The organism is Arthrobacter crystallopoietes, from assembly GCF_017603825.1.
GTDB classification, from domain to species: Bacteria; Actinomycetota; Actinomycetes; order Actinomycetales; family Micrococcaceae; genus Crystallibacter; species Crystallibacter crystallopoietes_B.
In genome coordinates, this window is record NZ_CP072014.1 from 37495 (window position 1) to 64240 (window position 26746).

Here is a 26746-nt window from a genome sequence, read left to right on the forward strand (position 1 = left end):
TCAGCGTACGGAAGAATCCCAGCGCCATGCCCGGCCCCGGGTTTCCGCAGTCCGTCCGCTGGCGTGCAGCAGGTCCTGCCACGGCTCGGCGGTTCTGGCAGCGTCAGGAAACAGCCGGTCGAGTACCTTGGCGATGATTGCGCCGTCGGCCTCATAGTCAATGCCGTGGGCAGTCAGGATGTCGTAGGCGTGCAGGGCCGCTTCGGCGATCCCCATGGCGGCGAAGCCCGAAGCGTCCGAAATACCGGCCGGGTGATATCCACGTTTGTCCGGCGGCGCTACCGCGACCACGGCACACAGCAGTCCCGCCGTAGCGTCGAGGCAACTGATGATTCCGGCTGTCCCGGTGGCCGGGTCCGGCCAGAACAGGATCTCGGGTGAGCCCTGCCTCCATGGAGGCGGGTCCTGCAGCACCACATAATCGTCCTGCGGCGGGTTTCGCCCCGCCAGCTGCATGGCATAGAAACCGAAATCGTCCATTAAGTGCGCCGCTGTGTCGCGGCAGTTCCACTCGAGTCCATAGGCAGGTTGCTCCCAGGCAGGGTCCGGCAGCGCGGCCAAGTGGTCCAAAGCGTCATCTGTGACAGCACGCAGATCGTCCGCGGTAGGCATCATGTCTCGATCGTGCACCATTTCGGTCCAATTTGTCGCCCCTTTATAGCGCCAGCCGTACTTTCGGTTTAGGGTCAAATCGAAAGGTTGCTTATGACCGTCTCTTCCACCGAGGATTCAGTCTGAGCGTCTACGAGGATGTGGAGGCGCAGTACCGATGCCACAGCACGAGAGGTTTGAGCCCCGGAACCGCAAGAAACCGCGCGCCCTGGCCGGAGTAACACTGGCCTTGGGCGCCATGCTTTTGAGCGGTTGCAGCGAAACGGAAAATGTACCGACGCTGACCTGGTACATCAACCCCGACGACGGCGGCCAGGCCGCCATCGCCGAAAGATGTACCGCCGATTCCGGCGGCGCCTACCGGATAGAAACCTCGCTGCTCCCCAACGACGCGGCCTCGCAACGCGAGCAGCTGGCGCGGCGGCTCGCAGCCGGAGATTCCTCCCTTGACATCATGAGCCTGGACCCACCTTTCATCCCTGAACTCGCGGAGCCGGGTTTCCTGGCTCCTGTACCGGAGGACGTGGCCCAACGGACCACGGAAAACGTGGTCGAGGGCGCCTTGGCCGGTGCACAGTGGAAGGACGAACTGGTCACCGTTCCCTTCTGGGCCAACACCCAGCTGCTGTGGTACCGCAAGTCGGTGGCGGAAGCAGCCGGACTGGACATGAGCCAGCCGGTGACGTGGCAGCAGATCATGGATGCCGCGGCAAGCCAGGACAAGTTTCTGGGCGTCCAGGGCCAGCGCGGGGAATCGATGACCGTCTGGGTCAATGCGCTGATTGAATCCGGCGGCGGGCAGATCATCCAAAACCCGGAAGCCCCTGCCGCGGAAGTCGAGCTCGGCCTGGCCTCCGAGGCCGGAACGAAGGCCGCGGAAATCGTGTCGACGATCGGCGACGAAGGGCTCGGTGGTCCCGGCCTGGCCACCCAAGACGAGAACTTCTCCATGATCCTGTTCCAAGGCGACAACGGCTCGTTCATGGTGAACTGGCCGTTTGTCTGGCCAGCCACCAACAGTGCCGTTGAGGCAGGCTCGCTGGATGAAGAGCTGATCGAGGACATCGGCTGGACGACCTATCCCCGGGTCGATGAAAACGAACCGGCTGCGCCTCCGCTGGGAGGCATCAATCTCGGCGTCGGCGCGGCGAGCCAACATCCGGAATTGGCCTACCAAGCTATCGAATGCATAGTCTCCCCGGAGAACCAGGCCGAATACTTCATCACCAACGGCAACCCGCCGTCGAACACCCAAGCCTACGAAGATCCCCGGATCGAAGAGGCTTTCCCTATGGCTGACACCATCCGGGAGTCCCTCGAACTTTCTGCACCTCGGCCGCAGACCCCGTACTACAACGAGGTCTCCATCGGGTTGCAGCAGAACTGGGCGCCGCCCGGATCCGTCGTTCCGGCAACCACTCCGGAGCAGACTGCCGAATTCATCCTTGCAGTACTCCGAGGGGAGAGCCTGCTGTGAGTACCCAGGTCAAAACAAGTAGTCCGGCTACTGGAAACAAGAAGCGGGCGGCGCAGCCGTACAGCGAACGGGCCAGGGGCGAGCGGCGGCTGGGCTGGCTGCTGGCCGGTCCGGCGTTCGTTGTCATGCTCGCCGTTACGGCCTACCCCATCGTCCAGGCCGCCTATGACTCGCTGTTCAACTACCGCCTGACTGCACCGTCCGAGCGGGAGTTCATCGGACTGGGCAATTACGGCGTTATCCTCACCGACTTTGTCTGGTGGCGGGATCTGGGCGTCACGCTCCTGATCACGGTCGTAACGGTGGTGGTTGAGCTCATCCTCGGTTTCGCGCTGGCGCTTGTCATGCACAAAGCGCTCAAGTCCGTGCGAGGGCTGCTGCGCACTGCCATCCTCGTGCCGTACGGCATCATCACGGTGGTCTCGGCCTTCGCCTGGTTCTATGCCTTTGACATCAATTCCGGCTACATCAACAACTGGTTCGACTGGGTGCCCGGCGTCGATCCGGACCTGAACTGGTTTGCCGGCACCTGGTCCTCGCTCTTTGTCATCATGGCCTCGGAGATCTGGAAGACCACCCCGTTCATTTCGCTGCTGTTGCTGGCCGGGCTTGCCCAGGTTCCGGACGAACTGACGGAAGCAGCGGAGGTGGACGGCGCCACTTGGTGGGAACGGATGAGCCGGGTGATCCTGCCGAACATGAAGGCAGCCATCATGGTCGCAGTACTCTTCCGGGCGCTGGATGCATTCCGCATTTTCGACAATGTGTTCATCATGACCAACGGGGCATTCGGCACTGAAGTCCTATCACTGCTTGCCTACCGCACGTCCATCAGCCGGCTGGAGATCGGCATGGGTTCGGCCGTCTCCGTCCTGCTGTTTATCTGCGTTCTGCTGATCTGCTTCATAGCCATCAAGCTGTTCAAGGTCGACCTTGCCGGCGCACGAGGGAGTAAGTAATGAAGAATTCATCGACCAAGGAAAGGGTGACGTGGGCGGTCATTTCCGTGCTCGTTCTGCTGTACGCGCTGTTCCCGGTGGCTTCCATCCTCGCGACCTCCTTCAAGCAGCCAAGCGACCTGACCACGGGCAAGTTCCTGCCCACTGAATGGAGCACGGTCAACTACGAACAGATTTTGGTCGGCGACGCCCAGGGCCTCTTCCTCAGTTCGCTGCGCAACTCGATCGGCATCGCCTTGATCGCCACCTTCATCGCCGTCGTCCTGGCGACCTTATGCGCCTACGCAATCGCACGCCTGGACTTCCCCGGCAAGAAGATGATCCTCACTACCGCGCTGGCGGTCTCCATCTTCCCGGTCATCTCGATCGTGACCCCGCTGTTCAACCTCTGGCGGAATATCGGCCTCTACGACACCTGGCCCGGACTGATCATCCCCTATCTGTCGTTGACGCTGCCGATCTCCATCTGGACGTTGGCGGCGTTCTTCCGGCAGATCCCTTGGGAGTTGGAGCAGGCGGCACAGGTTGACGGCGCCACCACCTGGCAGGCGTTCCGCAAGGCGATTGTTCCGCTGGCAGCCCCGGGCGTATTTACGACGGCGATCATCGCCTTTTTCATCGCCTGGAACGATTTCGTCTACGGCATCTCCCTGACCTCGACGGAGGCCGCCCGGCCGGTACCGGCGGCACTGGCGTTCTTCACCGGTGCCTCGCAATTCGAGGAACCCACCGGAGCCATCTCCGCGGCGGCCATTATTGTCACCATTCCAATTGTCCTGCTGGTGCTGCTCTTCCAGCGCCAGATTGTCTCAGGCCTGACCCAAGGCGCCGTCAAGGGCTGACCCGCCGCGCATAGAAAAGGATTCGACCATGGCCTCGATTACTTTGAACAACCTCGTCAAGCAGTACGGGGACGGCTTCCCCGCCGTGAACGACGTCAGCATCGACATTGCCGACGGCGAATTCATCATCCTCGTCGGGCCTTCCGGCTGCGGCAAGTCCACCCTGCTTAGGATGATCGTGGGTCTGGAAGACATTACCTCCGGGGACCTGCTGATCAATGGCAAGCGCGTAAACGAGAAGGCACCGCGCGATCGCAATCTGGCCATGGTGTTCCAGAACTACGCTCTGTACCCGCACCTGACGGTGTTCGAAAACATCGCCTTTCCGCTCCGGCTGGCCAAAGGACGGCACAGCGAGGATGAGGTCCAGCGGCTGGTGACCGAGGCTGCCAAGACCCTGGAGCTGACGGACCACCTGCAGCGCAAGCCCGGAAACCTCTCCGGCGGCCAACGGCAACGGGTAGCGATGGGCCGTGCCATCGTGCGGCAGGCCGATGCCTTCCTGTTCGATGAGCCGCTGTCCAACCTGGACGCGAAGCTGCGCGGCCAGATGCGTTCCGAAATCTCCCAGATGCAGCGCCGGCTCGGGGTTACCTCCGTCTATGTCACCCACGACCAGACCGAGGCCATGACCTTGGGCGACCGGGTTGCCGTGCTGAAGAAGGGCGAACTGCAGCAGATTGCGTCGCCGCGCGAACTGTACGAGCAGCCGGTCAATCTGTTTGTCGCCGGCTTCATCGGCTCGCCGTCAATGAACTTCCTGCCCGCAACGCTGGAAGGAAACAAGCTCAAGACTCCCGTTGGGGACATTGAAGTATCGGAAGAGAAAGTCCGGGTCGCAGAGGGCAAGCGCGTGGTCCTGGTAGGTGTCCGTCCGGAGTACTTCGAAGACGCGAGCATGGTGGATGAGGCCAAGCGCCACCACGGCTCCACCTTCACAGCGGAGCTGACACACACCGAGTGGCTGGGTAACGAACAGTACGGCTACATCAAATTCGACCCTGATCCTGAGGTCCGCGACCTCCTGGACAACCTCGCCCGCGAGATGGACGCCGATGAGCTCAGGCCGCAGATCGTGGTCACCCTCGACGCTGCCAGCAGGATCCGCGGTGGCCGGCCGGCCGAACTGTGGCTGGATACCCGCAAGATCCACCTGTTCGATCCGGGAACCGGCGAAAATCTGACCCGGGACGCCGCGGCAGGAGCCGCGCTGACCGAAGAAGCTAACACTGCGCGGGCCGAGGAAATCGCCGACGCCAGGGAGCGGGATGCGGCGACAAAGCAACGGGCGTCCTGAACCCCTGCACCGCCTGCATGTCGCAATTCCGCGGTTGGCCAAGGCTGGGGTAAGCTGAATCTCGTTGTTTTCGTCGGGATTATTAGCCAGATTATTGGCTAGTCCCCGTGCGGGCGTAGCTCAATGGTAGAGCGCTAGCTTCCCAAGCTTGATACGCGGGTTCGATTCCCGTCGCCCGCTCCAATTTTCCCGCGTCTGCTCCGTGGGGGCCATTGCAGGAACAGCGGCCGGGGCCGGTTTCGGGCCCCGGCGCGTGGGCCGCTCAGTATTCCTTATCCGGACCGAATCCGGCCCGGTCCACCCTGCGGTGGAAGCGCATTCCAGCCATCCCGCCCAGCAAAGCCCCGCCCAACGTCAGCACCAGCACGATTGCCAATGCAATCAGCCCCGGAACCGTCAGATCCTGGATCGCAGCAGACACGGCCGAATTGCCGGTAAACGAATTGATCAGATCCATACCGCCGGTTGCCAAGCCGACGACGCCGGCCACGACGGCCATCACGATTCCCCAGAGCCATACCGCCAATCCCTGACGGACGCCATCAAAGCGCGCCATCCGCCCGGCAACGTAACCGCCGGCGAAATAGGACAGCAGCAGAATGACGCCCAGCACAACGGCGGCAGGTATAGCCGCGGCCGCACCGCCGGAGGCCAGCGCCTCCGGATTCTGGACATCATTGAGGGCAGTGATGCCAAAGGCAAAGGCAATACCCGTTGTGATGGACAGCAGCAGGAAGATCATGCCGCTGGCACTGAGCCACCCGAAAAACGCGGAGCCCAGCTTCACTCCCCCGAACGCGTCACGCTGCCGCACGAACACGGCCTCGCGGTCCAGCGGCGTCACAGGCCGGTAGGCGTTGGTATCCCGCGCCGGGTACTCATCGCCGGACTGCTCGTCGGCGTCGGCCTGGTCACCGGTATAAGCCCGTTCAGCGCTGATACGCCGGCGAGTCGGAGCGGCTGCGGCCGCGCCGGAGGTGTTCAGGACGGTCGTGTCATTGCTGCCTGGGGTTCCTGAGGTACCAAGGACGGTCGTGTCGTTGCTGCCTGATGTCCCTGAGGTACCGGAACTGGCCACCGGTGCTGCTGGCCGGTCAATTGGTCTCGTTTCCGTGCTTTCGGCACCGGCAGCGGTCCGGTCATTTCCACCGGCGGTATGCAACACGGAGGTGTGTGCGGCCGTGTCCGCTTCGTTCACGGGCGGCCGTCCGGATTCCGCTACTTGCTCCTGCCACAGGGGGTTCTCGCTCCCCCGGTGAGCGCCGTCGTCGTTCTTGTCCCGGTCCTTGTCTTCGCTCATCTTGCGGGCCTCCTGCTTCGATGGCTACCATCGCCGCTTGGCTACGGCAGGCTTGTGCTCCTGTTGCGTCTACCCTAGTCCCGGCCCCGGACGCAGGCCAGCAAGTGGGGCCGGTGTGCCGGACGGCCGCAACACAACGTAGGTTTTCCCTCCGCTACCGCTAAACTTAAAGGCGATGAACCGCAAAATGTTCAAGTCCAAGATCCACCGCGCCACGGTCACGCATGCCGATCTGCACTATGTCGGTTCCGTCACCGTTGACCTCGACCTGCTCGATGCCGCGGACATCCTCCCAGGCGAGCTGGTCTCCATTGTGGACGTCACCAATGGCGCCCGGCTGGAGACCTATACCATCGCCGGCGAACGCGGCTCCGGGGTCATGGGCATCAACGGCCCCGCCGCGCACCTGGTGCATGAGGGCGATACCGTCATCCTCATCACCTATGCGGACATGACCACCGATGAAGCCAAGACCTATGTGCCCACCGTGGTCCATGTGGATGCCTCCAACAAGATCCTCGAGCTGGGCACGGATCCGGCCGAGGCTCTTACCGAAGGCCTGATGCGCCCGCCGTTCGCCATTAAGTAAGGGCGCGGAACCGCCGCCGTGCTGGGGGTCATCGCCGGCTTTTCCGTTGTCTGGGTGGTGATCCTGACCGGCTTCGCGGTCGGGCGTGCCAACGTGCTCGGCCCCGAAGGCAGCCGTGCGTTGAGCCGGTTGGCCTTCTTTGTAGCCAGCCCATGCCTGCTGCTGGAGACCCTGAGCCGCTCCGACCTGGCAGTCATTTTTTCCGATACTCTGATCGTCGCAGCGGCCAGCGCAGTCGTCACGGCCATCGTGTTCCTGCTGATCGCCCGGCTGTCGCTGAAACGGGACCTCTCCGATGCGCTGATCGGCTCCATGTCTTCCTCGCTGGTCAATTCGGCCAATCTCGGTCTGCCAGTTGCCGCCTACGTGCTCGGGGATGCCACCTTGGTGGCGCCGGTCCTGATCTTCCAGTTGGCTTTCTTCTCGCCGGTTTTCCTGATGCTGCTGGATTCGAATACCAGCCGGCACCGGACCACTGTTTTCAGCTTCCTGTTCCAGATTGTCCGCAACCCGATGATCATCGGCACCGGGATCGGTCTGCTGCTCGCGGCCACCGGCTGGCAGCCGCCGGAACTGGTCATGGAACCCATCCGGCTGATCGGCGGAGCAGCGGTGCCGGCGATGCTGATCGCCTTCGGCATTTCCCTCAACGGCTCCAAACCCTTGCAGGCCGGCGGCGGGCGCAGGGTCGACGTGGTGCTCGGATCGGCTTTCAAGCTGGTGCTGCAACCGGCCGTCGCGTATCTGGTGGCGCGTTTCGCCTTGGGGATGGAGGGGCACCTGCTGTTTTCCGCCGTCGTGCTTGCCGCTTTGCCCACCGCCCAGAACGTCTTTGTGACGGCACAGCGCTATGAGCGCGGCATCGTCATTGCCAAAGACACCGTCCTGTTGACCACGATCGTTGCAGTGCCGGCCATGATGGGGCTGGCGGCGCTGCTGGCCTGACCCGCCGAGCGTCATGGGTCTTTAGCGGCATGCCGCCAACCGGCGCAGGCTGTGTAGGCTGGCGTTTATGGTGATGACTCCCGCTGACGGACATCTGGACAAGATCCGCAAGGGCTACTCGTCCGACGGCCCGGCCGTGCATTTGGGCGCCGCAATGCTCGACGGCGAAATCCATCCGGACGCGCCTGTGCGGCTGCCGATCGCGATGATGAACCGGCATGGGCTGGTCTCGGGCGCCACGGGAACCGGCAAGACCGTCACCTTGCAGGTCATGGCCGAGCAGCTGTCCGCCCACGGCGTGCCGGTTTTCCTCGCCGATATCAAAGGGGATTTGACCGGGCTCTCCACTCCGGCCGCCGGCAGCGACAGGTTGCGCCAGCGCACGCAAAGCGTCGGCCAGGACTGGAGCGCCAAGGCCTTTCCGGCGGAGTACTTCTCCCTGGGCGGCGATGGCAAAGGTGTACCCGTCCGGGCCAGGATTTCCGATTTTGGGCCGCTGCTGCTGGCCCGGGTGATGGGTCTGAACGAAACACAGGAGTCCAGCCTCCAGCTGGTCTTCTACTATGCGGACAAGAACGGCCTGGAACTCTACAACCTGGCGGATCTGCGCGCCGTGATCTCGTTCCTCACCTCGGACAAGGGCAAGGACTCGCTGGAGGCTCTGGGAGGCCTGTCCAGGTCCACCGCCGGCGTCATCCTGCGCGAACTCGTCACGCTCGAAGCGCAGGGCATGGACAAGTTCTTCGGCGAAACCGAGTTCGACACCACGGAGTTCCTCCGGCTGGCCGAGGATGGCCGCGGCATCATCTCCTGCCTGGAACTGCCGACCCTGCTGGCGCGGCCTGCGCTTTTCTCTACATTCCTGATGTGGCTGATCGCGGACCTCTTCGCCGAGCTGCCCGAGGTCGGCGACACCGAGAAGCCCAAGCTCGTGTTCTTCCTTGACGAGGCGCACCTGCTCTTCCGCAACGCCTCGGACGCGTTCCTCGAATCCATCATGACGACCGTCCGGCTGATCCGGTCCAAGGGCGTAGGGATCTTCTTCGTCACCCAGACGCCCAAGGATGTGCCGTCCGAGGTGCTCGGCCAGCTGGCAAACCGGATCCAGCATGCCCTGCGCGCGTTTACGCCCGACGATGCCAAAGCCCTCAGAGCCACGGTGTCCACGTTCCCGTCCAGCGCCTACGACCTGGAGGAAGTGCTGACCAATGCCGGCACCGGGGAGGCTGTGGTCACGGTGATGACCGAGCGAGGCGCTCCGTCACCCGTCGCCTGGACCAAGATCTGTGCGCCGGAATCCACGATCGGCCCCTCGCCTGTCGCCACCGTTGACAGGATCGTGCAGGAATCGCGGCTGCTGCCCGTATACGCGCCGGCCGTGGACAGCCACTCCGCCTTCGAAAAGCTCCGCGGAATTCCTGCTCCTAACCACGACGGCGGATCCGGCAGCTCCGGGAGCGTCACCGCCACCAAAGCCGGGCGAATCGGCGACGATGGCTCCGGCACTCACGGCGGCACGCGCGCTGATAATAACGGCGCCTCCGTCCCGCGGACGCAAGCGGATATCGATGCCGAAGCACGCCGCATCGAGGAGGCCATCCTCGGCCGGCCGTCGAGCCGCCCCGCAACAAGTACACCGTCCCCGCCGCCGGATTATCCGCCTGTGCCGGGAGCCGGGCAGCCTGCTCGTGAACGGCGTGCCCCGGAGCGGCAGGCTCCGGGGCAGTCCGGGAAGCCGGGCAAGAAGGACGACACGGCGGATCTGATCAAGGACGTGGCCGTCCAGGCGGCTACGGTTCTAGGACGCGAACTGGTCCGCGGGCTCTTCGGCACTCGGCGCCGTCGTCGTCGTTGGTAGTTGCCTTGCCTTGCCGGGGCGTAACGTAGCTAACAGCGGTCAAGGTTCCTGCCCCGCCAACAGGTAACGTAAGAGCGTGGGAAATTCGACGGTGCTCAAGACGGTGGCTGCATGGCTGCTCTGTTTAATGCTTGCCATAGCCGCCGCCGTGCTGACCGTGGTGCTGGTTAACGCCAATGTCTACAGTCCTCAGCATCAGGTCCGTGCGTATATCGACGCCCTGCGGGACGGCGACGGGTCCAAGGCGCTGGGGCTGCTGAACGCCACCGTTCCGGACGCCAACGCGGCTTTGCTGGACGGCCCCGCCCTCAAGCAATCCGTGGCGGACCTGGAAGATCTGGATGTGGGCGAGCCCGTGGAGATCGACAGCAACCGGGTGGAACTGCCCGTCCACTACACGATTGACGGAACCAAACAGACCACGACCTTCGAGCTGGAGAAGTCCGGCACCAGTTGGCTGTTCTTCAACCAGTGGGCCTTTGTTCCCACCACGCTGCCCACACTCGACATCAGCGTGGTGAATGAGGACGAAGCCTCGCTCAACGGCACCCGCGTTGCCCTGCCGAAAGGCAAAGGCGAGTTCTCGGTCTTTGTGCCCGGCACCTTCGAAGCGCACTACACCAGCCAGTTCTTTGCCGCTCCCGCCGTGGAATCCGTGGTAACCGAACCGGCCGAGGCAGCCGAGGCCCGGCTGTCCTTGTCCACGCAGGCAACACCCAAGCTCGTGGAAGAAGTCACGGCGCAGGTCCGCGGCTTCCTTGACGGCTGCGCCGAGCAGAAGGTACTGCAGCCGGCCGGCTGCCCCTTCAGCCAGGCCATGAACCGCGTTCAGGACGACAGCATCAACTGGGACATCGTGGACTACCCCGAGGTAACGATCGAGCCCAGCAACGGCACCTGGGTCATGAAGCCGCTGACCGGGACTGCGAAGCTCAATGTGGTGGAGATCGATCTCTTCACCGGCCAGGCCGTTCCTCGCGAGCTGGAGCAGGACTTCACCTTCACCGGCAGCCTCGCCGTCAATGACGGCAACGTCACGCTCACCCCCGTTGTGGAGTACTGAGCCGCCAACCGCAGCCGTCCCCGCCTCGCGGCGGAGGCCTGCCTGGGATTACCTCACTGCTGCAACCTGCTAACGACGACGGCGCCCGGGTACCGCCGTCGGCAGTCCCCGGGCGCCGCTCGGCACCGTTCTCTTTAGTCCAGCCCGCGCAGGTCCAGCGTCAGCTCGCCGCTGCCGCTACCCAGCACTACCGGAATGCCCCAGTCCTGCTGGTACAGGTGGCAAGCCGCGTGGTCGGGAATTTCGCCCCCGGGCTCGCCGTCGCAAGCTGCCGCGCGGGCGGTGATGTGCAGGACGCCTTCGGGAACGTCTTCAGCCAGTACCAGCTCGCGGACCAGGCCCACGGACGTGCCGCCGCCGGACACCAGCAGGTTCTCCGGCGAGGAGGAGATCTTCAGCTGGGTGGGATCGCCCCAACGGTCATCGAGCTTCTGCCCCTTGGGCGCGGCGAACCGCACGGTCAGCGCCAGCGGACCGGCCGAGACCTCGGTCTTCGGCCGCTGCGTCTGCGAGGCACCCTCGTCCACGGTTAGCGCTTCCTTGGGGAGGGGGATGCGGACCAGCTGGTGCTTGTTGGCCTCGACCACAATGAGCAGCGGCTCTCCCCCGTCCGCCACCGCGGAGGTGTCCATCAGCACGTCGGAGGGCTCGGCGAAGCCGCGGGCCAGCGTGGAAACGGTCCCGGTGGCGGGATCGTAGCGGCGGACCGCGCCGTTGTAGGTGTCGGCCACGGCCACAGAGCCGTCGGGAAGCACGGTCACGCCCAGCGGATGCTGCAGGCGTGCCTCTTCGGCATCGCCGTCGCGGAAACCGAAATCAAAGAGCCCGGTACCGATGGCGGTCTGCACCTGCACGCGCTCGCTGCCCTTGACCTCGGGGAAGGAGATGACGCGCAGCGCGGACGTCTCCGAGTCTGCGACCCAGATGCTGCCGTTGGCGTCCTGGGCCAGGCCGGAGGACTGCGCGAACCAGGCCGCGGTAGCCTCGCCGTCCTGCAGGCCTTCCAAGCCGGTGCCGGCCAGGACAGCTACCTGCCCGTTGGCCGGGTCGAAGGAGAAGATCTGGTGCACGCCGGCCATGGCCACCACAACCTTGTTCAGCGCGGTGGACCACAACACGTCCCAAGGCGAACTGAGCGAGACGGCCAGCGGGTCCTCCCCCAGCGAGGAGGAAGCTGTAGCCAGCACCTCCGCGAGTTCCTCGCCGAGGTCTTCGCCAGAGGCGGCCTCATCTGCCACGGAGCCCGGCCCTGCCTCGGCCAGGGACGCGGCCGCGCGCTGGTTTTCCGCATCCAGCAGGCGCTGGACGCCGTTGCCGGCGATGGTGTCCACGGCGCCGGTCGCTAGGGTGAGTCCCCGCAAACGGTGGTTAACAGAGTCGGCAATGACGACGTCGTACCCGGCCTTTGCGCGTACGTCTTCGGGCAGCAGCGCCAGGCCTTGGGGCTCGTTGAAGCGCGCGGCATCCGCCGAGCCGTCCTGCCAGCCTTTCTCCCCCGAGCCGTAAATATTCAGCACGGTGTCCAGGTCCGCCGCCAGTTCCACCAGCCGGTGGTGCCCGGTGTCGGAAACCAGGAACGTTTCGCCGGCGGAGCCAACACCGTCCGGCAGCGGGACAAGCTTGCCCGGGAAGCGCAGGACACCGGCGGTGGTTTCGGCCGGCACGTAGGGGCCGTCGCCGCGGTGCAGGGTTCCCTTGGCCTCGTGTTCGGCGATCAGCTCTTCCACCAGCGACTCGAGTCCGCCGGCATGGCCTTCGCCCGACAGATGGGCCACGATGTAGCCTTCCGGGTCGACAACAACCAGGGTGGGCCAAGCGCGGGCGGAATAGGCCTGCCAGGTGTCCAGCTCCGGATCGTCCAGCACCGGGTGGTGGATCTCATAGCGTTCGACGGCGGCAGCCAGGGCCACCGGATCCGCCTCGTGTTCGAACTTGGGCGAGTGCACGCCCACGGTGACCAGCACGTCCCGGTACTTCTCCTCCAGCGGCCGCAGTTCATCCAGCACGTGCAGGCAGTTGATGCAGCAGAAGGTCCAGAAGTCGAGCAAAACGATCTTGCCGCGCAGATCCTCCAGTCCCAGCTGCTTGCCGCCGGTATTGAGCCAGTTGCGGCCCACCAGTTCGGACGCCCGCACGCGGTAATTGGTGCGGATGGACGTCTCGGCTGCCTCGGTCATGGGGTATCTCCTTGGTTCCGGCTGGAATCTGTGGGGGCCTGGGACGGGGTACGTGTTACCTGCTCGTCCCGCTGTGCCAGTCTGGCAAACATATCGTTATAAGCAGCCAGCTCCGCATCCTTATTCCTGTCAGCGGCCCGATCTTTACGCTTTGTTTCCCGTGCGTCCGTTCGTGACCACATCAGGGCCACGCCGATGGCCACGCAGAGCGTCGGTATTTCTCCGACTCCCCACATGATGGCGCCGCCGAGGCGCTGGTCCTCCATGGCCGAAAGTCCCCAGTCCCGGCCCATGCTGCCGAACCACGAGGCCTGCAGCAGCGACGTCGAACTCGTCAGGGCAACCCCGAAGAACGCGTGGAAGGCCATGGTCGCGAAGAGCAGGACCAGCCGCAGCGGGAACGGCGCGCGGTACGGCACCGGGTCCTGGCCGATCATCGACAGGACAAACAGGTAGCCGGTGAGCAGGAAATGGACGTTCATCAGCTCGTGTCCCACATGCTCGTGCAGGGCGAAGCTGAAGGCCGGCGAGTAGTAGAAGATGATGATGGAGCCGGCGAAGTTGGCGGCGGCAAAGAGCGGGTGCGTGATGACCTTGGAGAAGGTCGAGTGGACTAGCCACAGGATCCATTCGCGCGGACCCCGGCTGCCGTCCTGCCGTGGCGGCAGGGCCTTAAGCGCCAGCGTCACCGGCGCGCCTAGCACCAGGAACAGCGGCACCACCATGGTCAGCGCCATATGGTCCAGCATATGGGCGCTGAACAGCACCATGCCGTAGACCGCCGGCGCACCGGAGGTAACGTACGTCAGCGCCAGCAGTCCCACAATCCAGCTGGCAGCGCGGGCAATCGGCCAGGAATCCCCGCGCCGGCGGACCCGCACCACGCCGATGAGGTAGGCGATGCCCACGATCAAGGTGAAGGCCACCCAGAGCCAGTCCCAGCGCCAGGTGGTGATCCACGCGGAGCCAGCGAGTTCGGGCGGAAGATCGTAGCCGGTCAGGATGCGGGCCGGCGATGCGTCCGGCGGCAGTTCCTCGGGTGTCGGCGGCGCGGTCCTGGCCAGCGCGACGGCCACGCCGGAGATGGCGCCCATGATCAGCAGTTCGACGGCGATCAACTGCCACAGCACCCGCGCCGCTGATTTGGTCCCCAGCTGCGGCACGATCCACTGCCGGTGCATGAAGCCAATGGCGCCCAGCAGCAGCGTTGCCAGCGTCTTGAAGACAACGAGGGCCCCATAGTCGCTGGCGATCTGGTCCAGCGAGGTAATTCGGATGCCCGCGTTGATCAGGCCGGAAAAGAAGACCAGGAAGAAACTGATCAGGGCCAGCGCCGAATAGCGTTTGAGCACCTGCTTGGTGATGTCCTTGGAGCCAAGCGTGCCAGACAGGAAGGCGAGGGCAATCAGCCCGCCCACCCAGAGGCAGACGCCCAGCAGGTGCAGGCCGATGGAGTTGACCGCGCCGTAGTGGTCGTCGCCGCCGGCGGAGTGGCCGGTCAGTGCCATGGGCAGCAGGCCGCCTACGGTCGCCAGCACGAGTGTAAATGCCAGTGCGGTCAGCGAGCGGACGCCGAAGGTCAGGGTGGCCACGATCGCGGCGACAATCGTAATGGCAAGCCAGGCTTGCCCGGTGGCGATGTCCGTCATGTAGCCGACCAGCGCCGAGGTGTATCCGGCATCTCCGCTCAGCGGCAAACCGGAAATATCGGAGAAGGACAGCACCAGCACAGCGACGGCGGCCAGCGTCCACACAATTGCCGCTCCAGCGGCAAGGGCCAGTACGCGGGTGAACGCCGGGTGCTCCGGACTGTCGTCCTCATGGTCCGACTTGCGCGAGCGTCGCAGGCGCTTGGGCACAATGGCCACCGCGAACACCAGAGAGCCGATCACGGCCGCCAGCGCGAGGTTGTGGACAGCTTTCGCCGCGGGCAGACCCCAGCGCGTGAGCGCTCCAGGGTCCGAGAGCTGGCGGGTAGCTGCGGCACCGGAGTAGATCAGGGCGGCGACGAGGGCAAGCACGACGACTGCGGCTGCAGCAAGGAGCCATAGCTTGCCGATACCCTCGGCCGTGATCGCGGCAGGACGCGGCGGCTCCCCGGCGGCGGGCTGCTGGGAAGACTGCTTTGCTGATGGTGCTGACACGGTATCCATTCTCTACCCCCAGTAGAATTTCGGCCAATCTGCGCGCAGCAGCACCCTACCTTCCGGTCCTTGGGTTTAAATGACAAGGCCGCCGCCGGGATCCGGCAGCGGCCTTGTAAGAAGTCCGTTTAGTCTACTTCTTGTTGGAGACGGCAGCCTTCAGCTTCGAACCTGCGGTCAGCTTGACGCTGTGGCCTGCGGCGATCTGGATGGTTTCGCCGGTCTGCGGGTTGCGGCCGGTGCGGGCTGCACGGTCGGTGCGCTCAACGGCGAGCCAGCCGGGGATGGTGATCTTCTCACCCTTGGCAACGGAGGTTGCGAAAATGTCGAAGACAGCGTCCAGAACGCCGTTCACTGCAGTCTGGCTGGTGCCAGCCTTCTCTGCTACTGCTGCGACCAGTTCACTACGGTTGATAGCCAATTTATGTCCTCCTGGACTACTTCGGTTATTAGAGCCTTGCACGGTCGTGAAAAGCTTCTGTCCGAAAACTTACCAGTTACGCCGCCAAGTTCCGGCAAATTCCGCGTGATCTGGCGATTTTTCCCCGAAATTGTGGGGAATCTGCCAGTTTTGGCGACGTTTGGTCGGTTCAGCCCGATAATCACCTGCCGAAACCGGGCTGAACACGCGAAAAGGCGGCGGTCCGAAGACCGCCGCCTTTCATGAGGCTATTGCCTGCCGGTTTTTACCAGCTGGACTTCTTGATGCCCGGCAGTTCGCCGGCATGCGCCATGTTGCGGAAGCGAACACGGGAAATGCCGAACTTCTGGAGGGTGCCGCGGGGACGACCGTCGATCTGGTCGCGGTTGCGCAGGCGGACCGGAGAAGCGTTGCGGGGCAGCTTCTGCAGGCCCAGGCGGGCTGCTTCGCGTGCCTCGTCGGTTGCGTTTTCGTCAACCAGGGTCTTCTTCAGTTCAAGGCGCTTTTCGGCGTAGCGCTCGACGATGACCTTGCGCTGCTCGTTGCGAGCAATCTTGGACTTCTTTGCCATGTCTTAGCGCTCCTCTCGGAATTCGACGTGCTTGCGGATCTTCGGGTCGTACTTCTTCAGGACCAGACGGTCCGGGTCGTTACGACGGTTCTTCCGCGTGACGTAGGTGAAGCCGGTGCCCGCAGTGGACTTCAGCTTGATGATGGGACGTACGTCCTTGTCCTTTGCCACTAGAGCTTCACACCCTTCGCGATCAGTTCGCCGACGACGGCGTCAATACCGCGGACGTCGATGGTCTTGATGCCGCGGGCAGAAAGCTGCAGCGTGACGTTGCGGCGCAGGGACGGAACCCAGTAGCGCTTCTTCTGGATATTCGGATCGAACCGGCGCTTGTTGCGGCGGTGCGAGTGCGAAATGCTGTGGCCAAAGCCGGGTACGGCTCCGGTCACCTGGCAATGAGCTGCCATGATCTCTCCTCCAAGTTTTAGTAAATATTGACGGACCTGCACAGATACAGCGGTGTAGCTGCCTCTGAATCTGCGTGTAAGAGCGCCCGTCACCAGTTTTGACACCGTTATTACTGCGACTTTCCGGAGGTGAACCAGGCGGGGTGAGATCCAGCCGAAGTGCCTCGCCGCGGGGAAGACGGTGAAGTCCAGGCGCTGCCTACCGCTGGTCCCCGAAGGGACCGGCTCAGCAACAGCCTTAAATTCTAGGTTGACACGGGAATTCACGCAACTTACCGACTGACCTGGACCAACTGCACATTCCTGCCCAGCCGACACGGGCAACCCGCAGGTTGCGTGACTTAACACCACTCCATCTTAGGGCCCAGCGGCGTTTCAGCCAAACCGGGGACACTTCAGGTGATACGCGTCCGGTGCCTGCGGGCTCAGCTGTTGATGCGGGGTTCGCGCAGTACCCAACTGCTCGGCTCCAGCCGCTGGACGATTTTCTTACCCAACCGCTCCAGATCGGCAACATCCTTGTGGTCGAGCCCGTCAAAAACCGCGTCCCGAACGGACTCGACGTGTGCCGGGGCAAGCTGCTCGATAGCGGAGTAGCCGTCTTCGGTCAGGGTGGCCATGGTCACCCGGGCATCCTCGGCGCAGGGGCTGCGCTTGACCCAGCCGCGCAGTTCCAGCTTCTTGACCACATGGGAGAGCCGGGACAGGGACGAGTAGGTGCGTGAAGCCAGCTCACTCATCGGCAATGAACGGTCCTCCGCTTCGGAGAGCATGGCCAGGACGTTGTAGTCGAAGAGCGTGACTTTGGCCTCACGCTGCAAAGCGCCGTCCAGGTTGCCTGGCAGCAGGGTGGTGACAGCCAGCAAGGCGAGCCAAGCCTGGCGTTCTTCGGGATCAAGCCAACGTGCAGAAGTCATACCTCTATTCTGCCACATACTTGATGATTCAACTTTTCAGCCCTGCTCCGGCGGCGGGTGCCAGATCCCGGGAACCTGACCGAAGCGGCGCGGCTACACCCGCAAATCCAGGCTGGCGAGTTGCGGGTATTTCGGCGCCAGGCTGTCGCCGGAGGAAACGCCGCGCACTCGGCGGGCAATCCAGGGCCCAACGTACTCCCGGGCCCAGCGGGCGTTGGCCACCAGCGATTCACGCCGCGTCAGCGTGCCCAGGGCCGGAAGCTCCGGAAGCTCGATGAGATCATCGGCCTGCAACGTCTCCAGCACCCGCTTGGCCATGAGGGTGTGGCCAGCGGCGGACATATGGAGCCGGTCTTCGTCCCAATACCGCCAGTCCTGGAACTCCCGCATCCGCCAGTAGTCCACAATCCGCGCGCCGTGCTTCTCCGCGATTTCACGTACCCACTCGTTGTAGATCGCCGTGCGGCCCCGGGTCTTGCCGAAAACGGCCGACCCGGCGGAATCAAAACCGGTAAACATCACGACGTCGGCGCCGGACTGCGCGAGTCTGGCGATGCCGCGGTCATACTCTTTCATGAGTTCGTCGATGTCCACACTGGGACGCAGGATGTCATTGCCGCCGGCGTAGATGGTCACGAGAGTGGGGTTCAGTGCCAGGGCAGGTTCAATCTGTTCGGCGAGAACCTGCCGGATCTTCTTTCCGCGGATCGCCAGATTCGCATAGCCCCAGCCCTGGTCCGCCAGCATCAGCTGCTCGGCCACCCTGTCCGCCCAGCCGCGCACCCCGTTGGGCAACTGTGGGTCATTGTCCCCGACGCCTTCCGTGAACGAGTCTCCGAGGGCCACAAACCGTTGAGTAAAAGTCACCCTGACAGATTAACAAACCCGCCGGTGTGCCTGTTGGTTCGAGTGGTACCAGCATCCGTCCGGCTCGTGATGATGGAGAGGAACTTGTGGGCGGCCGAAGTCCGCGCGGGTTGTCCGGTCCAGACCATGGTGAACGGGCGGTAGAGCTGTATGCCCTCGATTTCAACTTCAACCAGAGCGCCGCTGTCGAGATGGGGGCGGACCAATGAGCGGCTCACGACGACGGGCGCAATACCACTAGCGGCAGCACCGGCAATCGCGCCAGTTCCTGTCATGATAGCGGCCGGTGGCGCCAAGCTACCGTCGACTTCAGCGGCATGCAGTGCCAGTTCGAGAGTGCAGCGACCGGACCCCTTGTCGTCACAGATCAAAGGCGTGCGGGCCAGTTCTGCTGGTGGAATAACGCGGCCTTGTCCGGCCCATGGGTGGTCCGGGGAGACTACGACGGCGAGCGGATCGCTCCGGATCCGCTGCGAGGCAAGGTCAGTCGGCACTTCGGGCGCCTCGATAAATCCTAGGGTCGCCACGTGTCCACGTACTCGCTTGATGACGTCTGCGCTGCTGCCGGAAATGAGACGGACCGTGGGAGCATCCGGGGCCTGTCTGAGTGCATCCATCCACCCAGGCAGCAGTTGCTCTGAAATTGACTGGCTGGCGGCCACGCAAATATCGGCTTTGCTGCGGAGTGTCCGTACAGACGCTGCAAAGATGTCAGCGGCTTCCAGGAGGGGCCTGGCCCACTCGATCACGAGCTTACCGTCGTCCGTCAGTTCTGAACCGCTGCGTGAACGATGAACAAGTGCCCGCCCAAGGCGGCGTTCTGCAAGCTGGATACGTGCCGAGACCGCTTGCTGGGTAACCCCGGCACTTTCTGCTGCGCGGCGGAGGCTTCCCGTCCGGTTGATATTCTCCAAGAGCCTCAAGGTTTCCAAGTCAAGATCCATGAACGCCCTCCCTCCATCTGGCAACCGTACCAAGCGGCCACAAGCCTGCATTGTCACCTGGTAACCAGAACTTCGTAGCCGTTCCGCGTACATGGCGGAAGCATTGCCGCTATGAGTGGCGAAGCTACCGCGGATCGAAGTGACCCAGGCAAACTGACGGGCCAGCTCGGCAAAGGGGCACCCAAACAACGGGCGCTGATTGCCGGGGTCCAGGTCATGGCCCTGACTGTATGGTTTTCGGCTTCGGCAGTTGTTCCCTCACTTCAGCTCGAGTGGCAAATCAGCCCTGCAGCCGCCGTATGGGTTACTGCATCAACCCAGGTCGGCTTTGTGCTGGGTGCAACGGTTTCTGCACTGACCAACCTTGCCGACCGTGTGCGGTCGGACTGGTTACTCGCATGGTCAGCCTGCGGTGCCGCCGCTGCCACAGTTGTCTTTGCGCTGTGGACCGAGGGGTTTGTCAGCGCGGTCCTCTTGCGGTTTGCCACAGGGATTTTTCTGGCTGGGGTCTACCCGGTGGGGATGAAGCTAATGGCGTCCTGGTCAAGTCCGGTTCAACGGGGACGGGCCTTCGGGCTGTTGATCGGCGCACTCACGCTGGGGTCTACGTTGCCGCACTTGATCGGTGCTTTTCAGCTTCCCTGGGAAGCAGTTCTTCTCGTAGTTGCTGGCGTAACCCTGGCCGGGGGCATGCTGTGCGCGGCGGCTGTTCGGCCTGGGCCTCTGTTTGAAAGCCGTTCAGTTAGCCTCGACCCTGGGTTCGTGCTGCGCATGCTTCGCAATCGTGCCCAGCGGCTGGTCAACATCAGTTATTACGGGCACATGTGGGAACTCTACGCGTTGTGGACGTGGCTGCCTTCTTTCATGCTGGCATCGCAGAGTCAGACTTCCCACCCGGGCTCATCGGTCAGTGCCACGGTATTTTTCTGCCTGGGCGTCGCCGGCGTGGTCGGCTGCGTGCTTGGAGGTTGGGCCGCTGACCGCCACGGTCGCGCAGTGACGGCAGGACTTTCTCTTGCTCTCAGCGGTGGTTGTTGCATCCTCTCTGTGGCTTTCTTTGATGTCTCCCGGCCTGTCCTGATCGTATTCTTTTCCCTTTGGGGCGCTGCAGTGATCGCTGACTCTGGAGTGTTCTCCGCGCTCTTGAGCGAAGTGACTGAACCTGAGCATGTCGGTACCGCCCTGACGATCCAAACTGCCCTCGGATTCCTCGTCACGATCGCGTCCATTCAGATCGTTCCAATCATCGCCATGCTGGTGGGGTGGCAGTACGCTTTCCTCGTCCTCGTCGTTGGTCCGCTTGCTGGTGTTGCTGCGCTGTTTCGATTCCGGCTGCTGGATATGGAGTCGCGGCCCCGCCCGATAGTTGGGGACAATCACGCGCGCCTAGCGGAGTAGTTGGCGCCATTTGAGGCTGTGCTTCACATCCACCTTCCGTGCCCGTTCCCGGCCAAGGAGGCGCGGCGTACGCTGGAGGAAGTACTTCTGATAGCTCCGGGGCAGGCGGATCCGGACAGCTTCCTGCGGGGAACGGACATGGCGCATGTACACGCCCGGGGCGGCCAGCGCCGACTGGCCGGAATTGTCTGCGTCCTGTGCCTGTTTGTGCCGCAGCCGGCTTTGGAGCAGGGAATCCGCCCTCATCCTCTGCACGTGCCGCCACCGCCGCCGTTTCCGTCGTGCCCGCCGTCGGACTGGTGCCGCGGGACATCGAAATTGTCTCGCCGCCGGTAATTGCAGGCGAGCCTGTGGTCGGCGGGGAGCTGTCTTTGGAAGGCTTCGAATTCTCCGCGCCGGGCTCCGTCCTCACCTACGACTACAGCTGGCGGGACACATGGGACGGGAACCCCGACGGCCACCACCGGGTCTTGTCCCTGACGCCGGACTGGCGCGGTGTGACCCTCACCGGGAATGTCGAAGCTTCAGCGGACGACTATGAAACGACGCCCGCACCGGCCCGGCCGGTCCGGGTCTACTCGCGGACCTTCTCCGCGCAGAACCGGAGCGAGTTCTTTGCCCGCACCCGTGACGGATCGCTCTGGTTTGTTCCGTCAACCTCGGGTGGCCGGCTGGGAACAGCGAGTACCGGCACCGGGAAGTGGCCCAAGGCCAGGGCGATGGACTCGGCAGGCGATTTCGACGGCGACGGGCGTCATGACATCCTCACCCTGCACCGGAACGGCGTGCTGTTGCTGCATCCCGGCGACGGTTACGGCGGGACCAAGCGGCTCCGGGTATTAGGCTCGGGCTGGTCCGGTGTGCGCGATTTCTTCCTGCCCGGCGATTTCGACGGCGATTCCCGAGCCGACGTCATTACCGGCGACGACAGCGGGGCGCTGTGGCTGCATCGGGGAGGCGCGACTGGCCTGCGGCCGCGGACACTGATCCTGCACGGCAGACGCCCGCCGGCCCATTTGTTCTCCCCCGGGGACTTCGACGGCGATGGAACGGCCGACATCATGTCTCGGACGCTGCCGGCAGATTCTGGCTGCTGGCCGGGACCGGGAGCGGGCAGGTCGAGGACCCCGTGCCCGCGGGAAGAGTGCGGTTCAGGGTGATGTCCGTTGCCACGCCCGGCGACTTCAATGCGGACGGAACGCCCGACCTGATTGTTCTCGACCCGGCCGGGAGGCTGCTGCTGCTGCCGGGCACGGGCGACGGCACAATAGGTTTGCCGGTGCCGCTGGGCCTTGCCGGGCGGCGTGTGGTGGAGCTGTTCTGAGCAGGCCGAGTTCGACCCGGGTCAGGCGCCGTCGCGCGGGGCATACATGAGTACCGCCACGCCGGCCAGAGCAATCGCGGCGCCGATATAGTCCCAGCGGTCCGGCCGGAAACCGTCCATCACCATGCCCCAGGCCAGCGAGCCGGCAATAAAAATCCCGCCGTAGCCGGCCAGCACTCGGCCGAAGTTGGCATCGGGCTGGAACGCGGCGATGAAGCCGTAGGCACCCAAGGCCATGACTCCCAGCCCGGCAAACCACCAGGCCCGGTCTTCACGCACCGCCTGCCAGATCAGCCATGCGCCGCCGATCTCGGCGAGGGCGGCCAGGGCGAAGAGCAGGACGGACTTGGCGATGGTCATGCTTCAATTCTCGCCCACGCCAGGCAGCGGGAGTCCAACCGCATGAACCTCAGGCTTCGGCCTTGCCCTGCCGCCAGTAACCCATGAAGGCCACCTGCTTGCGGTCGATGCCGACGTCGCGCACCAGGTAACGCCGCAGTTCCCGGATGACCGCCGCCTCGCCGGCGATCCAGGCGTAGAACGGGCGGGTAGATTCCACCGTGGTTTCCCACAGGATCACGTTGTCGATGTCGACGTCCTCGGGCTCGTCGCCCTCGCCTTGCCGCAGGCCGGCCCCGGGAACAACGACGGCGTCCCGCACCGCAGCATCGAGCAGCTCGCCATGCGGGCGGTCACCGCGCGCCAGCCAGCTGAATTCGATGTTTGCCGCTGTCACCAGCTCCTGGAAGTCCGCGGCATCGGGCACTTCGAGGATGGCGTTCCCGGTCATGTCCGCCGGCAGCGCGGCCAGGATGGCGGCGATCGCCGGGACAGCGGTTTCATCGCCTGCCAGCAGCACGTGCGATGCCAGTCCGGGACGCCACTCGATGCCGCCATAGTTCTTGGCCGTGGTGCAATTGACGGCCCCTGCGTTGGGCCCGATGATCGTCACCCGGTCCCCGGCCACCGCGCGGTCCGCCCACATCGAAGCCGGCCCGCCCTTGCCATCGGCATCGAAATGCATCACGAAGTCGACGTCGAGCTCCGGGGTCTGGCCGGAGCGGAAGTCCCGGACCGTGTAGGTGCGCATGGAGCCGCGCGTGCGCTCGTCCAGGGACAGCCAGTGCTGGTACCAGCCTCCGGTCAGCGCGGTGGCGCCCGGGCCGGATTCCGGCGCTTGGGGGTCGCCGAACGTCGGCAGCGGGATCTCGCGACCGGCCGCGTCCAGGGCGGGCACGACCACCTTGATGCGCAGGTCCAGCGTGGGGCCGTCGACGCCGAAAAGCCTGAGACCTTCTCCGGTAAAGGTGATCCGGCGGAAGTTCGGCGACAGTTCCCGCACGGCTGCGACGTCGACGTCGAAAGCCAGGACGGGGGTGACTGCTGTTTCGGTGGCGAGTGCCGTCATCGTGATTCTCCGTTCGAAGGGGCGTGCTTGGCGGCGGTCATGCTGCGGACGGCATGCTGCCGCCGTTGCTGTGGTGGCGTCCTACCGGGACGACCATCGGCGTGCCGGACACCGGATCGGGAATCACCCGGGATTCGAGCCCGAAAACGTCGGACACCAGTTGCTCGGTCACGACGTCCGACGGCGGCCCCTCGGCCACCACTTCGCCGGCCTTCATGGCGATCAGATGGTCGGCGTAGCGCGCGGCCAGGTTCAGGTCGTGCAGCACAATGGCCACGGTGGTGCCCTTGCGCCGGTTCAGGTCCGTGACCAGATCCAGCACTTCGATCTGGTGCGTGACGTCCAGGAAGGTGGTGGGCTCATCCAGCAGCAGGATGTCCGTTTCCTGGGCCAGGGCCATCGCAATCCAGACCCGCTGGCGCTGGCCGCCGGAGAGCTCGTCCACGTCCCGCCCGGCCAGCTCATCCGTGTCCGTTGCCGCCATGGCCGCGTTCACGGCGTCGTCGTCCTTGGCAGTCCATTGCCGGAACCAGCCCTGATGCGGATAGCGGCCGCGGCCCACCAGTTCGGCGACGCTGATCCCGTCCGGCGCCGTGGGCGTCTGCGGGAGCAGGCCGAGGACCCGGGCCACCTCGCGCGTGGAGCGGGCGTGGATGTCCTTGCCGTCCAGCATCACCGTGCCGGCGGTGGGCTTGAGCAGCCGGGCGAGCCCGCGAAGCAAGGTGGACTTCCCGCAGGCGTTGGCGCCCACGATGATGGACACCTGCCCCGCCGGCAGTTCCACCGTGAGATCCTGCACCACCGTGCGCTGGTCATAGCCAAGGGTGAGGTTCCGGGACTGGAGCGTGCGCATTTTAGCCTCCTCGGCCGACGCGGTTGGTAGTGACCAGCAGCCAGAGCAGGAACGGCGCGCCGAGTGCACCGGTCACCACTCCCACCGGCAAAGCCGTGCCGTTGGTCAGGAACATGGGAATCAGGTTGGCGGCGGCGAAATCCGCGGCGAGCACTATCACCGCGCCGACACCGCCCGCGGCCACCAGCGAACCGGCGCCGCCCAGCAGCCGGCGGGCAATCGGCCCGGCCAGGAACGCCACGAAAGCTACGGGACCGGCTGCAGCAGTAGCGACGGCGGCCAACAGCACGGCCGTGACCACCAGCCCCAGCCGCGCAGGGCCCACGCGAACGCCCAGGCCGGCGGCGGCATCGTCGCCCATTTCCAGCCCGCGGAGGCTGCGCGAGAGCATCGCCACGGCCGGAAGCAGCAGCACCAGGCTGGCGGCGAGCACGGCCACACGGTCCCAGTTGCTGGAGTTCAGCGAGCCGTTGAGCCAGACCAGCGCGCCCTGCGCCGTGCGGGTATCGGTGCGTGTCATCAGGTAGCCGACCACGGCCTGCATGATGGCGGCGAACCCGATACCGATCAGGATCAGCCGCGCGCTGGCCCCACCGGAGGCCCCGGAACGGTGCGACACCAGATAGATCAGCAGGGCGATCGCCAGAGCGCCAATCATCGCGGCGACAGAGACGGTCACGCCGGTCAGCCCGAAGATCACCATGGCCGCCACGGCCGAAGCACTGGCACCGTAGCTGATTCCGATGATGTCCGGGCTGGCCAGCGGGTTGCGCAGCATGGTCTGGAAAATCGCACCCGCCAGGCCGAACGCCACACCGATCAGCGTTCCGGTCACCGCCCGCGGCAGCTTGTTCTCCATCACGATGAAACTCGCGCCCGGAATGTCCGCACCGCCGAGCAGGCGGAAAAAGTCGGGAATGGTCACGGTGTAGCTGCCCAGCAGGACATTGACAAAGAAGAGAACGACGACGGCGGCGACCAAGGCGGCGACCACAACACGGCGCCGGCGCTGGCGGCCGGAATGGTGCTGGCGGCCGGTGGGGCGCTTTAGCCCGGAGGCACGCTTGTCCGTGGACCCCGCGCCGGCCTCCCCTGCGCCAGATCGTCCCTCGCGGTACGGCGTTCCTTGCGCGAGGGACGGTGCCTTAGCCAAGGAACGATCTCGCGTTCCCGCCTTCACAGCATCGGCCGCATCCACATCGTGCAGAACCTTGCTCACAGTCCTGCCGCCTTCCGCCGCCGGACCAGCCAGATGAAGACGGGCGCACCGATGATGGCGGTCATGATGCCGGCCTGGACCTCGCCGGGCAGCGCGATCAGCCGGCCCACGATGTCCGCACCAAGCAGCAGTACCGGCGCCAGCACCAGCGAGAACGGCAGGATCCAGCGGTAGTCCGGCCCGGTGAACGCGCGAACTACGTGCGGAATGACCAGCCCCACGAAGGCAATCGGCCCGGCCAGTGCCGTCGCCGCACCGCACAGGATGACCACCCCGAGGGCAGTGATGGCGCGGGAGAGGCCAACCTTCTGCCCGAGCCCGCGCGCCACATCGTCGCCCAGCGAAAGGTTGTTCAGGATCCGGCCGGTGAGCAGCGTGATCAGCAGTCCGACCGCTACAAACGGAATGACGGGCAGGATGACGTCCCAGCCGCGTCCGCTGACGTTGCCGACCTGCCAGAACCGGAAGGCCTCCAGCGTGTCCTGGCTGCTGACCAGAATGGCGTTCATGAGCGAACTGAGGCCGGCGGTGAGCGCTGCGCCGGCGAGCGCCAGCTTGATCGGCGTCGCGCCTTCGCGGCCCAGGCTGGCAATGCCATAAACAACGACGGCGGCAACCGCCGCGCCGACGAAGGCGAACCAGATGTAGCCGCTCAGGCTGCTGATGCCGAAGACGTAGATGCCCGTAACCACTGCCAGCGCCGCGCCGGCATTTACCCCGAGAATGCCCGGGTCGGCGAGCGGGTTCCGGGCCACGCCCTGCATTGCGGCGCCGGCCACGCCGAGGGCCGCACCGACCAGCAGGGCCGTTACGGTCCGCGGAATGCGCGAGTGCACCACTGCATGGTCGCCGTTGGCCGGATCGAAATCCGTCAGCGCCGCGATGAGCGTTTCGAAGCTTATCGGCCGGGCGCCGAAGGCCAGCGAGGCGAAGCACACCAGAGCGAGGACCACCAGCACCACCGGGATGCCCGCAAGCGCGCGGCGATTTCCGGACTTCGCCGGCTTCTGGGGTGCGGCGGCGAGACGTTCGGAGCCAACGGAAGCGCCTTCGGGCACTGGACCGCGGGGGCGCTGATTGATACGGGCCGGCACCGACACCCCTGCTCCCACAGTCCACCTCCTGACCTACCGAAAAAGACTTAAGTAAGGCTA

At 64.6% G+C, this 26746-nt stretch carries 27 protein-coding genes and 1 tRNA gene; 12 read left to right on the forward strand and 16 right to left on the reverse strand.

Annotated features, from left to right (window positions below):
• The gene (locus J5251_RS00200; protein WP_208574903.1) at positions 1 to 615 is read right to left on the reverse strand and encodes a DinB family protein; all 615 of its coding nucleotides are present in this window, start codon (positions 613 to 615) and stop codon (positions 1 to 3) included.
• A 154-nt stretch (positions 616 to 769) separates the two neighbouring features.
• Between J5251_RS00200 and J5251_RS00205 the strand changes: the two genes are divergently transcribed.
• The 5 genes from J5251_RS00205 (at position 770) to J5251_RS00225 (ending at position 5370) form a co-directional block, all read left to right on the forward strand.
• Positions 770 to 2089 (forward strand): sugar ABC transporter substrate-binding protein, encoded by a 1320-nt coding sequence (locus tag J5251_RS00205; RefSeq protein WP_139004492.1) that lies wholly within the window; start codon positions 770 to 772, stop codon positions 2087 to 2089.
• Positions 2086 to 3048, forward strand: coding sequence for a carbohydrate ABC transporter permease (locus J5251_RS00210; RefSeq protein WP_208574904.1), 963 nt, complete (start codon positions 2086 to 2088; stop codon positions 3046 to 3048). The genes J5251_RS00205 and J5251_RS00210 overlap by 4 nt, the downstream gene beginning before the upstream one ends.
• Positions 3048 to 3890: a carbohydrate ABC transporter permease gene (locus tag J5251_RS00215; protein ID WP_208574905.1), complete on the forward strand. Its 843-nt coding sequence runs from the start codon at positions 3048 to 3050 to the stop codon at positions 3888 to 3890. Before J5251_RS00210 ends, J5251_RS00215 begins: the two co-directional genes overlap by 1 nt.
• A gap of 28 nt (positions 3891 to 3918) precedes the next feature.
• On the forward strand, positions 3919 to 5187 hold the full coding sequence (locus J5251_RS00220) for an ABC transporter ATP-binding protein (protein ID WP_208574906.1): 1269 nt from the start codon (positions 3919 to 3921) through the stop codon (positions 5185 to 5187).
• A gap of 109 nt (positions 5188 to 5296) precedes the next feature.
• Positions 5297 to 5370 (forward strand) — tRNA-Gly (locus J5251_RS00225).
• Between the two features lie 79 nt (positions 5371 to 5449).
• On the opposite strand, the gene J5251_RS00230 is transcribed toward J5251_RS00225, so the two are convergent.
• Positions 5450 to 6487 carry a hypothetical protein gene (locus tag J5251_RS00230; RefSeq protein WP_208574907.1) on the reverse strand — a complete coding sequence of 346 codons (1038 nt, stop codon included), beginning with the start codon at positions 6485 to 6487 and terminating at the stop codon, positions 5450 to 5452.
• 175 nt (positions 6488 to 6662) lie between these two features.
• On the opposite strand from J5251_RS00230, the gene panD reads away from it, so the two are divergent.
• The 4 genes from panD to J5251_RS00250 all read left to right on the forward strand — a co-directional run bounded on the left by panD (position 6663) and on the right by J5251_RS00250 (position 10942).
• A complete protein-coding gene (gene panD / locus J5251_RS00235) occupies positions 6663 to 7076 on the forward strand; it encodes an aspartate 1-decarboxylase (RefSeq protein ID WP_171059299.1) in 414 nt (137 codons plus the stop codon).
• Between the two features lie 18 nt (positions 7077 to 7094).
• Positions 7095 to 8021: an AEC family transporter gene (locus J5251_RS00240; RefSeq protein WP_139004487.1), complete on the forward strand. Its 927-nt coding sequence runs from the start codon at positions 7095 to 7097 to the stop codon at positions 8019 to 8021.
• Positions 8022 to 8088: 67 nt separating this feature from the next.
• Entirely contained in the window at positions 8089 to 9879 is a 1791-nt protein-coding gene (locus J5251_RS00245; RefSeq protein ID WP_208574908.1) for a helicase HerA-like domain-containing protein, read from the forward strand.
• Between the two features lie 76 nt (positions 9880 to 9955).
• Positions 9956 to 10942 carry a hypothetical protein gene (locus J5251_RS00250; RefSeq protein ID WP_240792986.1) on the forward strand — a complete coding sequence of 329 codons (987 nt, stop codon included), beginning with the start codon at positions 9956 to 9958 and terminating at the stop codon, positions 10940 to 10942.
• 134 nt (positions 10943 to 11076) lie between these two features.
• On the opposite strand, the gene J5251_RS00255 is transcribed toward J5251_RS00250, so the two are convergent.
• The 9 genes from J5251_RS00255 to J5251_RS20220 all read right to left on the reverse strand — a co-directional run bounded on the left by J5251_RS00255 (position 11077) and on the right by J5251_RS20220 (position 19483).
• Positions 11077 to 13119 carry an NHL domain-containing thioredoxin family protein gene (locus J5251_RS00255; protein ID WP_139004485.1) on the reverse strand — a complete coding sequence of 681 codons (2043 nt, stop codon included), beginning with the start codon at positions 13117 to 13119 and terminating at the stop codon, positions 11077 to 11079.
• A complete protein-coding gene (locus tag J5251_RS00260; protein WP_139004484.1) occupies positions 13116 to 15272 on the reverse strand; it encodes a cytochrome c oxidase assembly protein in 2157 nt (718 codons plus the stop codon). Before J5251_RS00260 ends, J5251_RS00255 begins: the two co-directional genes overlap by 4 nt.
• A 124-nt stretch (positions 15273 to 15396) precedes the next feature.
• The gene (locus J5251_RS00265; protein WP_074701034.1) at positions 15397 to 15684 is read right to left on the reverse strand and encodes an HU family DNA-binding protein; all 288 of its coding nucleotides are present in this window, start codon (positions 15682 to 15684) and stop codon (positions 15397 to 15399) included.
• 265 nt (positions 15685 to 15949) lie between these two features.
• Complete coding sequence (rpsN, locus tag J5251_RS00270) at positions 15950 to 16255, reverse strand: 30S ribosomal protein S14 (RefSeq protein ID WP_074701033.1); 306 nt, start codon at positions 16253 to 16255, stop codon at positions 15950 to 15952.
• 3 nt (positions 16256 to 16258) lie between these two features.
• Positions 16259 to 16426 carry a 50S ribosomal protein L33 gene (rpmG, locus tag J5251_RS00275; RefSeq protein ID WP_005266311.1) on the reverse strand — a complete coding sequence of 56 codons (168 nt, stop codon included), beginning with the start codon at positions 16424 to 16426 and terminating at the stop codon, positions 16259 to 16261.
• Complete coding sequence (gene rpmB, locus J5251_RS00280) at positions 16426 to 16662, reverse strand: 50S ribosomal protein L28 (protein WP_074701032.1); 237 nt, start codon at positions 16660 to 16662, stop codon at positions 16426 to 16428. The genes rpmG and rpmB overlap by 1 nt, the downstream gene beginning before the upstream one ends.
• 425 nt (positions 16663 to 17087) lie before the next feature.
• Entirely contained in the window at positions 17088 to 17579 is a 492-nt protein-coding gene (locus J5251_RS00285) for a MarR family winged helix-turn-helix transcriptional regulator (protein ID WP_139004483.1), read from the reverse strand.
• A gap of 93 nt (positions 17580 to 17672) precedes the next feature.
• Positions 17673 to 18446 carry an SGNH/GDSL hydrolase family protein gene (locus tag J5251_RS00290; protein WP_208574909.1) on the reverse strand — a complete coding sequence of 258 codons (774 nt, stop codon included), beginning with the start codon at positions 18444 to 18446 and terminating at the stop codon, positions 17673 to 17675.
• A complete protein-coding gene (locus J5251_RS20220; RefSeq protein WP_208574910.1) occupies positions 18443 to 19483 on the reverse strand; it encodes a LysR family transcriptional regulator in 1041 nt (346 codons plus the stop codon). The genes J5251_RS00290 and J5251_RS20220 overlap by 4 nt, the downstream gene beginning before the upstream one ends.
• Positions 19484 to 19501: 18 nt before the next feature.
• On the opposite strand from J5251_RS20220, the gene J5251_RS00300 reads away from it, so the two are divergent.
• From J5251_RS00300 to J5251_RS00310, 3 genes are all read left to right on the forward strand, one after another.
• Positions 19502 to 20788 carry an MFS transporter gene (locus J5251_RS00300; protein WP_208574911.1) on the forward strand — a complete coding sequence of 429 codons (1287 nt, stop codon included), beginning with the start codon at positions 19502 to 19504 and terminating at the stop codon, positions 20786 to 20788.
• Positions 20789 to 20985: 197 nt separating this feature from the next.
• Positions 20986 to 21948: an FG-GAP repeat domain-containing protein gene (locus J5251_RS00305; protein ID WP_208574912.1), complete on the forward strand. Its 963-nt coding sequence runs from the start codon at positions 20986 to 20988 to the stop codon at positions 21946 to 21948.
• Entirely contained in the window at positions 21948 to 22112 is a 165-nt protein-coding gene (locus tag J5251_RS00310; protein ID WP_208574913.1) for a hypothetical protein, read from the forward strand. Before J5251_RS00305 ends, J5251_RS00310 begins: the two co-directional genes overlap by 1 nt.
• A 21-nt stretch (positions 22113 to 22133) precedes the next feature.
• On the opposite strand, the gene J5251_RS00315 is transcribed toward J5251_RS00310, so the two are convergent.
• From J5251_RS00315 to J5251_RS00335, 5 genes are all read right to left on the reverse strand, one after another.
• On the reverse strand, positions 22134 to 22472 hold the full coding sequence (locus J5251_RS00315; RefSeq protein ID WP_139004478.1) for a YnfA family protein: 339 nt from the start codon (positions 22470 to 22472) through the stop codon (positions 22134 to 22136).
• A gap of 49 nt (positions 22473 to 22521) precedes the next feature.
• Positions 22522 to 23520 (reverse strand): siderophore-interacting protein, encoded by a 999-nt coding sequence (locus tag J5251_RS00320; protein ID WP_139004477.1) that lies wholly within the window; start codon positions 23518 to 23520, stop codon positions 22522 to 22524.
• Positions 23521 to 23557: 37 nt separating this feature from the next.
• Entirely contained in the window at positions 23558 to 24373 is an 816-nt protein-coding gene (locus J5251_RS00325) for an ABC transporter ATP-binding protein (protein ID WP_139004476.1), read from the reverse strand.
• 1 nt (position 24374) lies between these two features.
• A complete protein-coding gene (locus tag J5251_RS00330) occupies positions 24375 to 25367 on the reverse strand; it encodes a FecCD family ABC transporter permease (protein WP_208575999.1) in 993 nt (330 codons plus the stop codon).
• A gap of 221 nt (positions 25368 to 25588) precedes the next feature.
• Positions 25589 to 26560 carry a FecCD family ABC transporter permease gene (locus tag J5251_RS00335; protein WP_432264416.1) on the reverse strand — a complete coding sequence of 324 codons (972 nt, stop codon included), beginning with the start codon at positions 26558 to 26560 and terminating at the stop codon, positions 25589 to 25591.
• Positions 26561 to 26746 lie beyond the last annotated feature (186 nt).

Bases quoted from the DNA above. Each gene is read 5' to 3' on its own strand.
- J5251_RS00215 (WP_208574905.1), top strand. From the start codon at position 3,048: ATGAAGAATTCATCGACCAAGGAAAGGGTGACGTGGGCGGTCATTTCC.
- J5251_RS00310 (WP_208574913.1), top strand. From the start codon at position 21,948: ATGTCCGTTGCCACGCCCGGCGACTTCAATGCGGACGGAACGCCCGAC.
- J5251_RS00320 (WP_139004477.1), bottom strand. From the start codon at position 23,520: ATGACGGCACTCGCCACCGAAACAGCAGTCACCCCCGTCCTGGCTTTC.
- rpmB (WP_074701032.1), bottom strand. From the start codon at position 16,662: ATGGCAGCTCATTGCCAGGTGACCGGAGCCGTACCCGGCTTTGGCCAC.
- J5251_RS00200 (WP_208574903.1), bottom strand. From the start codon at position 615: ATGATGCCTACCGCGGACGATCTGCGTGCTGTCACAGATGACGCTTTG.
- J5251_RS00245 (WP_208574908.1), top strand. From the start codon at position 8,089: ATGGTGATGACTCCCGCTGACGGACATCTGGACAAGATCCGCAAGGGC.
- J5251_RS00315 (WP_139004478.1), bottom strand. From the start codon at position 22,472: ATGACCATCGCCAAGTCCGTCCTGCTCTTCGCCCTGGCCGCCCTCGCC.
- J5251_RS00220 (WP_208574906.1), top strand. From the start codon at position 3,919: ATGGCCTCGATTACTTTGAACAACCTCGTCAAGCAGTACGGGGACGGC.
- J5251_RS00285 (WP_139004483.1), bottom strand. From the start codon at position 17,579: ATGACTTCTGCACGTTGGCTTGATCCCGAAGAACGCCAGGCTTGGCTC.
- J5251_RS00255 (WP_139004485.1), bottom strand. From the start codon at position 13,119: ATGACCGAGGCAGCCGAGACGTCCATCCGCACCAATTACCGCGTGCGG.
- J5251_RS00230 (WP_208574907.1), bottom strand. From the start codon at position 6,487: ATGAGCGAAGACAAGGACCGGGACAAGAACGACGACGGCGCTCACCGG.
- J5251_RS00205 (WP_139004492.1), top strand. From the start codon at position 770: ATGCCACAGCACGAGAGGTTTGAGCCCCGGAACCGCAAGAAACCGCGC.
- J5251_RS20220 (WP_208574910.1), bottom strand. From the start codon at position 19,483: ATGTACGCGGAACGGCTACGAAGTTCTGGTTACCAGGTGACAATGCAG.
- panD (WP_171059299.1), top strand. From the start codon at position 6,663: ATGAACCGCAAAATGTTCAAGTCCAAGATCCACCGCGCCACGGTCACG.
- J5251_RS00325 (WP_139004476.1), bottom strand. From the start codon at position 24,373: ATGCGCACGCTCCAGTCCCGGAACCTCACCCTTGGCTATGACCAGCGC.
- rpsN (WP_074701033.1), bottom strand. From the start codon at position 16,255: ATGGCAAAGAAGTCCAAGATTGCTCGCAACGAGCAGCGCAAGGTCATC.
- J5251_RS00300 (WP_208574911.1), top strand. From the start codon at position 19,502: ATGAGTGGCGAAGCTACCGCGGATCGAAGTGACCCAGGCAAACTGACG.
- J5251_RS00260 (WP_139004484.1), bottom strand. From the start codon at position 15,272: ATGGATACCGTGTCAGCACCATCAGCAAAGCAGTCTTCCCAGCAGCCC.